The sequence below is a fragment of the Mesorhizobium sp. M0217 genome, assembly GCF_040321955.1.
Classification (GTDB): domain Bacteria; phylum Pseudomonadota; class Alphaproteobacteria; order Rhizobiales; family Rhizobiaceae; genus Mesorhizobium.
On the sequence record NZ_JAMYSN010000025.1, the window covers coordinates 73,417 to 82,652 of the forward strand.

General features: G+C 61.4%; 2 protein-coding genes. One reads left to right on the top strand and one right to left on the bottom strand.

The annotated features are described in order from the left end of the window. Window positions 1–462: 462 nt before the first annotated feature. On the top strand, window positions 463–8,934 hold the full coding sequence (locus NKJ18_RS27290; protein ID WP_352760707.1) for a Ulp1 family isopeptidase: 8,472 nt from the start codon (window positions 463–465) through the stop codon (window positions 8,932–8,934). Window positions 8,935–9,086: 152 nt separating this feature from the next. Here the strand turns inward: NKJ18_RS27290 and NKJ18_RS27295 are convergent. After that, window positions 9,087–9,236: winged helix-turn-helix domain-containing protein (locus tag NKJ18_RS27295; protein WP_352662894.1), on the bottom strand; the 150-nt coding region annotated here is incomplete at its 5' end.

Genomic DNA, 9,236 nt, shown 5'->3' on the forward strand with positions numbered 1-9,236 from the left:
TACCCGCTCCGGGACCGCGGACCTCGTCAGCTTCTCGTAAGTATGCCCGAGTAGGTTGCTCAGCTGATCTGTGGACGTGAGGCTAGCGTGAACCGGCACAAATTTGACCTATCCAATGTAACAGGTTGGCGGCAGGTGCAGCCCCCGGCATCTCAAGAGCAAGCGGCACAGGCCGGGCAAGAGGGCTTTGAGCAGCGCTCGGGCGAGGCGCGCCAAGCCGCTGCCCAAATTCCCGCCCCCGGCGTTCCGGCTCTGCCAGACCCGTTCCATCCTCATCCGTCTCACGGAGACCTGAGCCTCATCGAAGGCGCGGCCCCATGGGAAGCGCAGCCCATGATGCAAGGGAGCGGACAAGAACACGCCGCGGCGCCGTACGCCGGAGGCAGTGGGTCGATGCTAGGTGCCTCGGTGCTGCAGCCGGGTCACTCAACGGCGCGCCATCATCATGCGCCGGATTCGTCAGTGGGTGATCTGAATCCTTCCGCACCGTTCGAGTTGCGTGACCATGCTCGTTCCCCCGTGCCGGCGGCGGTGCAGCCAGATCCTCCAGTAGTGGTCTCCGACGGTCGCGGCTGCAAGCGTCCTCTTTATTCCAACGATGCGACCGTTGTCGAAGGGCTGAGGTCACTCTACGCGGGTAAGGCCAAGGAGGAAACGGTCAAGCGCCATGTAAATTCTCTTTACGGCTTTGGTCGTTGGCTCTTTAAAAATAACAAGCCGGGATTTGCTGCTCGGCTTCACGAGGAGTCGCTGGATGAAGATCTCAAGGAGTACGAGAGCAGTGGTGGCTCCTCGACTGTGGCTGTGGCACTGCGTCGTCTCAGAGAGTCGGCGGGCGGAGTGCCAATGGTGGGCCGCGCTGTCCTGAATCCCGACCCTGCCGACGCCGTGCTCATCAAAGAGTACAAAGCGGCTCTCATCAAAGAGTACAAGGGAGCGCCTGCGACCGGGCCGAATCGCCAAACCATTCACGACTATGGAGCTACTCTTAGACGTTTCAGTGAATACCTGGTTGAAAACAACAAGCCGGGGATTGCGGCTCGGCTTCACGAGGAGTCGCTGGATGAAGATGCCAAGCGCTATAAGGCCTCCAGTGGTGACCGGAGGATCATTGCACTAGCTCAACTCCGGAAGTTCCTGCCGTCCGCCGCACTCGGGCGCGAAATTGCCCTTGCTGCTCGTCCGGAAGACGCACTCGGCATGGAGGCTCGTGCCATTGGGGACGCCGCTGCGCAGCACAGCGGGCCGCAGAAGGCATTGGGTCGGCCAGAGAAGCTCCCTGGGGAAGCTAATGAAGACGCCGCTGTTCTGCCATCGTCTTTCGTACCAACTGGGCACCATCACCAAGCCTCGGATCCCGCAGAGTCCTTTCGTCCCCTGATCTGGCGCGACGGCGACCAGCGCGCGCCGGACGAGCGGATCGCTGCACAGGACAGGAGCAACCTGCTACCAAGCGAGGAGGTGCCACTGAGGCCACCGGAATTCGCTCCGCCCAGCTTGCGGGCGGGGAATTCCGCCTCGCCAGAGCTCTTTCCTGAGGGGATGTCCCCCGCGGTCGAAGGGTTTTTTGGTGTTTTCGGCGACCCCAGCGGGCGGGTGCTCGGCGCATTGCAATTGCTAGGCGACGAACATATCCACAGGGATTACCAGCTCCTGGAGCAGGAGTTGCAGGGGAACAATCCAGAACTCGCCGCCCGGACGCGGTTCGTGGATCCCCTCGTAGCCAATTATCATCTGCGCTTGGGCTCCGAGAGCGACAAGCTAAGCGCATTCCAGCGCATCGTCCATAATCAGAACGGTAACGACACAGCCGACTTCCTGTTCGTGCCAGTGAGCGATGGCGGTAAGACTCTTGCGGAGCGCGGCAAACATTGGTCGCTGCTGTTCGTTGATCGCAGCGACCGGGAACGGCCGGTTGCCTATCATTATGACTCCGTCAGCGGATGGCATGACAAGCTTGCAAAACACCTCGCAGAAAGGCTGGGCGCCAGCCTGGAGACCCGCGTGGACTTACCCCGCATCGCCCAGCAGAGCAACGAGTGGGATTGCGGAGTCTACGTGGTGGACGGCACGCGGGCGCTGGTTGGGCGATTGCAATCGCAGCCAGACCTGCCAGACCTGCCAGACCTGAACCTCAACAACCTCGTCGTCAATCGGCAGGCACTACAAACCCGACTCATGGGTGACGATACATCTGGAACGGCAAATTATCTCACGAACTTTGAACTCATGGACCGACAGGCGCGAGACGCGGTTAAGGAAAGCCCCGTTGGGACGTTTCACCAGCGGATCAAGCGGCTCGGCCAGTCAGCGCGAGCGTTGCACGACAGAGCCCTGGCTCCAGTCGCGCCGGACCAAGGCAACCCAGACTCGGTGTTCGTACGGGACGTTGTTCCCGGGGAAACACGCCATCATCATGCGCCGGATTCGTCAGTGGTTGATCTGAATCCCCCCGCACCGTTCGAGTTGCGTGACCATGCTCGTTCTATGCCGGCGGCGGTGCAGCCAGATCCTCCAGTAGTGGTCTCCGGTCGCGACAAGCGTCCTCTTTATTCCAACGATGCGACCGTTGTCGAAGGGCTGCGGTCAGCACTCTATGCCGGTAAGGTCGGGGAGCGCACGGTCACGGACCATGTAAATTCTCTTCTCGGCTTTGGTCGTTGGCTCTTTGATAATAACAAGCCGGGATTTGCTACTCGGCTTGACGATCCGTTGCTGGATCAGGATCTCAAGGAGTACCAGCGCGAGAGTGGCTCCTCGAACGTGGCTAGAGCACTGGGTCGTCTCAAAGAGTCGGCGGGCGGAGCGCCAATGGTGGGCCGCGCTGCCCTGAATCCCGACCCTGCCGACGCCGTGCTCATCAAAGAGTACAAAGCGGCTCTCATCAAAGAGTACAAGGGAGCGCCTGCGACCGGGCCGAATCCCAAAACCACTCAGGACTATGCGGCTACTCTTAGACGTTTCAGTCAATACCTGCATGAAAACAACAGGCCGGGGATTGCGGCTCGGCTTTACGAGGGGTCGCTGGATGAAGATGCCAGGCGTTATTTGGACTCCAGTGGTAACCGGTGGATCAGTGCACTAGCTCATCTCCGGAAGTTCCCGCCGTACGCCGCACTCGGGCGCGAAATTGCCCTTGCTGCTCGTCCGGAAGACGCAGTCGGCATGGAGGCTCGTGCCATTGGGGACGCCGCTGCGCAGCACAGCGGGCCGCAGAAGGCATTGGGTCGGCCAGAGAAGCCCCCTGGGAAAGCTAAGCAGCTGAGCGAGATCGGCAATTCAGGCGCTCGCGTGCTGATGCAGGCCCCCACCCATCAAGTGGGTGCATTGGCATGGGAGGCGCAGCCCATGATGCTGGGGGACGAGCACCTGGCACCGCATACCGGAGGCAGTGGGTCGATGCTGGGTGCCTCGGTGCTGCAGCCGGGTCACTCAACGGCGCGCGATTCGTCAGTGGTTGATCTGAATCCCCCCGCACCGTTCGAGTTGCGTGACCATGCTCGTTCTGTGCCGGCGGCGCCTGCCGGGCCAGCGTTCGCCAGGGCTGAGGAGACGCCCTCCGCGGTTGGCGAGGCCGCGGAGGCCGCAAGGTGGGCTCGGTTGCAAAAGCAAATGGACGAACCAGTGCATGATCCCGGCCCTCAAGTGGATACATCGCCATGGGAGGCGCAACTCATGGTGCAAGGGAGCGGACAAGAACACGCCGCGGCGCCCTACGCCGGAGGCAGTGGGTCGATGCTGGGGGCCTCGGTGCTGCAGCCGGATCACTCAACGGCGCGCCATCATCATGCGCCGGATTCGTCAGTGGTTGATCTGAATCCCCCCTCACCGTCCGAGTTGCGTGACCCTGCTCGTTCTGTGCCGCCGGCGCCTGCCGGGCCAGCGTTCGCCAGGGCTGGGGAGACGCCCTCCGCGGTTGGCGAGGCCGCGTTGGCCGAAAGGTGGGCTCGGTTGCAAAAGCAGAAGGTCGACGCTGATTTGTCGGGATATTTCGACTCGATTCCGCACGCGGACCTTCTACGATCGCCATGGGAGGCGCAACTCATGACGCAAGGGAGCGGACAAGAACACGCCGCGGCGCCCTACGCCGGAGGCAGTGGGTCGATGCTGGGTGCCTCGGTGCTGCAGCCGGGTCACTCAACGGCGCGCGATTCGTCAGTGGTTGATCTGAATCCCCCCGCACCGTTCGAGTTGCGTGACCATGCTCGTTCTGTGCCGGCGGCGCCTGCCGGGCCAGCGTTCGCCGGGGCTGAGGAGACGCCCTCCGCGGTTGGCGAGGCCGCGGTGGCCGAAAGGTGGGCTCGGTTGCAAAAGCAAATGGACGAACCAGTGCATGATCCCGGCCCTCAAGTGGATACATCGCCATGGGAGGCGCAACTCATGGTGCAAGGGAGCGGACAAGAACACGCCGCGGCGCCCTACGCCGGAGACAGTGGGTCGAGGCTAGGTGCCTCGGTGCTGCAGCCGGGTCACTCAACGGCGCGCCATCATGATGCGCCGGATTCGTCAGTGGTTGATCTGAATCCCCCCGCACCGTCCGAGTTGCGTGACCCTGCTCGTTCTGTGCCGCCGGCGGTGCAGCCAGATCCTCCAATAGGGGTCTCCGGTCGCGACAAGGGTCCTCTCTATTCCAACGATGCGACCATTGTCGAAGGGCTGAGGTCAGCATTGGAGAGCACGGTCAAGCGCCATGTAAATTCTCTTCTCGGCTTTGGTCGTTGGCTCTTTGATAATAACAGGCCGGGATTTGCTGCTCGGCTTCACGAGGAGTCGCTGGATCCGGATCTCAAGGAGTACGAGAGCAAGAGTGGCTCCTCGGACGTGGCTAGAGCAGTGGGTCATCTCAAGACGTGGGCGGGCGGAGCGCCAGTGCTGGACCGCGCCGCTGTCCTGAATAATCCCGACCCTGCCGACGCCGCGCTCATCAGAGATTACACAGCGGCTCCCATCAAAGAGTACAAGGCAGCGCCGACCGGGCCGAATCCCGCTACCATTCAGACCTATGGATCTGCTCCTAGACGTTTCAGTGAATACCTGGTTGAAAACAAAAAGCCGGGGATTGCGGCTCGGCTTCACGAGGGGTCGCTGGATGAAGATGCCAAGCGCTATAACAACTCCGGTGGGATCAGTGCACTAGCTCATCTCCGGAAGTCCGAACTCGGGCGCGAGCTCCCTGGGAAAGCTAATGAAGACGACGCTGTTCTGCCATTGCCTTTCGTGCCAACTGGGCCCCATCACCAAGCCTCGGATCCCGCAGGGTCCTTTCGTCCCCTGATCTGGCGCGACGGCGACCAGCGCGCGCCGGACGAGCGGATCGCAGCACAGGACAGGAGCAACCAGCTACCAAGCGAGGAGGTCCTCATCAACCGTGAGCATGATACAGCGGAGTTGAGACCAGCGAAGAGGCAAAGGACCCCGAACAGTCGTCTGCAGGACGTTGCCACTGAGCCGCAGCTGAGCGAGATCGGCAATTCAGGCGCTCGCGTGCTGATGCAGGCCCCCACCCATCAAGTGGGTGCATTGCCATGGGAAGCGCAGCCCATGATGCAAGGGAGCGGACAAGAACACGCCGCGGCGCCGTACGCCGGAGGCAGTGGGTCGATGCTGGGTGCCTCGGTGCTGCAGCCGGGTCACTCAACGGCGCGCCATCATCATGCGCCGGATTCGTCAGTGGTTGATCTGAATCCCCCCGCACCGTCCGAGTTGCGTGACCATGCTCGTTCTGTGCCGGCGGCGGTGCAGCCAGATCCTCCAATAGGGGTCTCCGGTCGCGACAAGGGTCCCCTCTATTCCAACGATGCGACCGTTGTCGAAGGGCTGAGGTCAGCTTACGCGGGTAAGGTCAAGGAGAGCACGGTCAAGCGCCATGTAAATTCTCTTCTCGGCTTTGGTCGTTGGCTCTTTGACAATAACAGGCCGGGATTTGCTGCTCGGCTTGACGAATCGTCGCTGGATCAGGATCGCAAGGAGTACGAGAGCAGGGGTGGCCCCTCGGAGTACGAGAGCAGGGGTGGCCCCTCGATCGTGGCTAGAGCACTGGGTCGTCTCAAGACGTTGGCGGGCGGAGCGCCAGTGGTCGACCGCCCTGTCCGGAATCCCTACCCTGCCGACGCCGCGCTCATCAGAGATTACACAGCGGCTCTCATCAAAGAGTACAAAGAAGCGCCTGCGACCGGGCCGAATCGCGGTACCATTCAGGTCTATGGATCTACTCTTATACGTTTCAGTGAATACCTGCATGAAAACAAAAAGCCGGGGATTGCGGATCGGCTTCACGAGGGGTCGCTGGATGAAGATGCCAAGCGCTATGTGAACTCCGGTGCTAACCGGAGGATCAGTGCACTAGCTCATCTCCGGAAGTTCGCACCCGGGCGCGAAATTGCCCTTGCTGCTCGTCCGGAAGACGCAGTCGGCATGGAGGCTCGTGCCATTGGGGACGCCGCTGCGCAGCGCAGCGGGCCGCAGGAGGCATTGGGTCGGCCAGAGAGGCCCCCTGGGAAAGCTAAAGACGGGCGGGTGCTCGGCGCATTGGAATGGCTAGGCGACGAACATATCCAGAGGGATTACCAACTCCTGGAGCAGGAGTTGCAGGGGAACAATCCAGATCTCGCCGCCCGGACGCGGTTCGTGGATCCCCTCGTAGCCAATTATCATCTGCGCTTGGGCTCCAAGAGCGTCATGCTAAGCGCATTCCAGCGCATCGTCCATAAGAACGGCAACGACACAGCCGACTTCCTGTTCGTGCCAGTGAGCGATGCCGGTAAGACTCGTGAGGAGCGCGGCAAACATTGGTCGCTGCTGTTCGTTGATCGCAGCGACCGGGAACGGCCGGTTGCCTATCATTATGACTCCTACAACGGATGGCATGACCCGCTTGCAAAAGAGCTCGCAGAAAATCTGGGCGCCAGCCTGGAGACCCGCGTGGGCGTATCCCGCATCGCCCAGCAGAGCAACGTGGTGGATTGCGGAGTCTACGTGGTGGACGGCACGCGGGCGCTGGTTGGGCGATTGCAATCGCAGCCAGATGACCTGAACCTCAACAACCTCGTCGTCAATCGGCAGGCACTACAAACCCGCCTCAGGGGTGACGATACATTCGGAACGGCAAATAATCTCACGAACTTTGAACTCATGGACCGACAGGCCCGAGACGCGGTTAAGGAAAGCCCCGTTGGGACGTTTCACCAGCAGATCAAGCGGCTCGGCCAGTCAGCGCCAGACGTTGCTCCCGGGGACCCATTTAAATTTCAAAGTCTTGAGAGCAAGGGGGACGCCGCTGCGCAGCACAGCGGGCCGCAGGAGGAATACAGTTGGCCAGAGTATCTCCCCCCTGGGAAAGCTAATGAAGACGACGCTGTACTGGCATCGTCTTTCGTGCCAACTGGGCCCCATCACCAAGCCTCGGATCCCGCAGGGTCCTTTCGTCCCCTGAGCTGGCGCGACGGCGACCAGCGCGCGCCGGACGAGCGGATCGCAGCACAGGACAGGAGCAACCAGCTACCAAGCGAGGAGGTCCTCATCAACCGTGAGCATGATACAGCGGAGTTGAGACCAGCGAAGAGGCAAAGGACCCCGAACAGTCGTCTGCAGGACGTTGCCACTGAGCCGCAGCTGAGCGAGATCGGCAATTCAGGCGCTCGCGTGCTGATGCAGGCCCCCACCCATCAAGTGGGTGCATTGCCATGGGAAGCGCAGCCCATGATGCAAGGGAGCGGACAAGAACACGCCGCGGCGCCGTACGCCGGAGGCAGTGGGTCGATGCTGGGTGCCTCGGTGCTGCAGCCGGGTCACTCAACGGCGCGCCATCATCATGCGCCGGATTCGTCAGTGGTTGATCTGAATCCCCCCGCACCGTCCGAGTTGCGTGACCATGCTCGTTCTGTGCCGGCGGCGGTGCAGCCAGATCGCCCAAAAGTGGTCTCCGGTCCCGACAAGGGTCCTCTTTATTCCAACGATGCGACCCTTGTCGAAGGGCTGAGGTCAGCACTCTATGCCGGTAAGGTCGGGGAGATCACGGTCAAGCGCCATGTAGATATTCTTTTCGGCTTTGGTCATTGGCTCGTTGAAAATAACAAGCCGGGGATTGCGGATCGGCTTCACGAGGAGTCGCTGGATCGGGATCGCAAGGAGTACGAGATCTGGGGTGGCGGCCCCTCGGCCGTGGCTGGGTCACTGGGTCGTCTCAAGACGTGGGCGGGCGGAGCGCCAGTGGTGGGCCGCCCGGCCCTGAATCCCCACCCTGCCGACGCCGTGCTCATCAGAGAGTACACAGCGGCTCTCATCAAAGCGTACGAGGCAGCGCCGACCGGGCCGAAACCCCGTACCGTTGAGGTCTATGGGTCTGCTCTTAGACGTTTCAGTCAATGCCTGGTTGAAAACAAAAAGCCGGGGATTGCGGATCGGCTTCACGAGCGGTCGCTGGATGAAGATGCCAAGCGCTATATGAAAACCGCTGAAATCAGTGCACTAACTCATGTCCGGAAGTTCGCACTCGGGCGCGAAATTGCCCTTGCTGCTCGTCCGGAAGACGCAGTCGGCATGGAGGCTCGTGCCATTGGGGACGCCGCTGCGCAGACCGCGGCACAAGCTCATGGCCACGCAGGAGAGCAGGGACCCATCTCTCGAGCTCAACAAGTCGCGCCAGCGCCGTTTGAACGGCACTTGGGCAAGAAGCGCGAGGCCCAGGACGGACTGACGAGTACACTTGACAGGAGCAACCTCGTGAACAGCGGGGGCGTCATCATAAACAATGAACATTCCACAGCGCTGTTGAGACCGGCGAAGAGGCAGAGGACTGATAATCCGCAAAGCCGCGCCATGGGGCGGCAACTGAGCGAAGCAACCACGACGTCCATCAGCCAAGCCTCCGATCAAGCCCGAGCGGACCTAGTGGCTTCCTTCAGAAGCAGGGAGCGCTCCGACGCGGGGCGTTGAGCTCCATGGCTGGGGTCAAGCAGAACAGCTCTCTTGACGACAGAGGCGCTGATGCGATCTCCGGACCGGTAGCTCTCGCCGTAATTGATCAGGCTGGTACTGTTGGAAGGCTTGATCAGCCTCGTCACCCCAATCTCCAGCATAGCTCACTGTCACGCGGCCAACGTGCCTCCGTAGCTAACATCTACGTCAGCGTTGAAGAAGTAGCCTGCGCCACGGGATGTTTTGACCAGGCGAGGGTTGGCCGCATCAGCCTCCAGCTTTCGGCGCAAGCGCATGATTAGGACATCGATACTTCGATC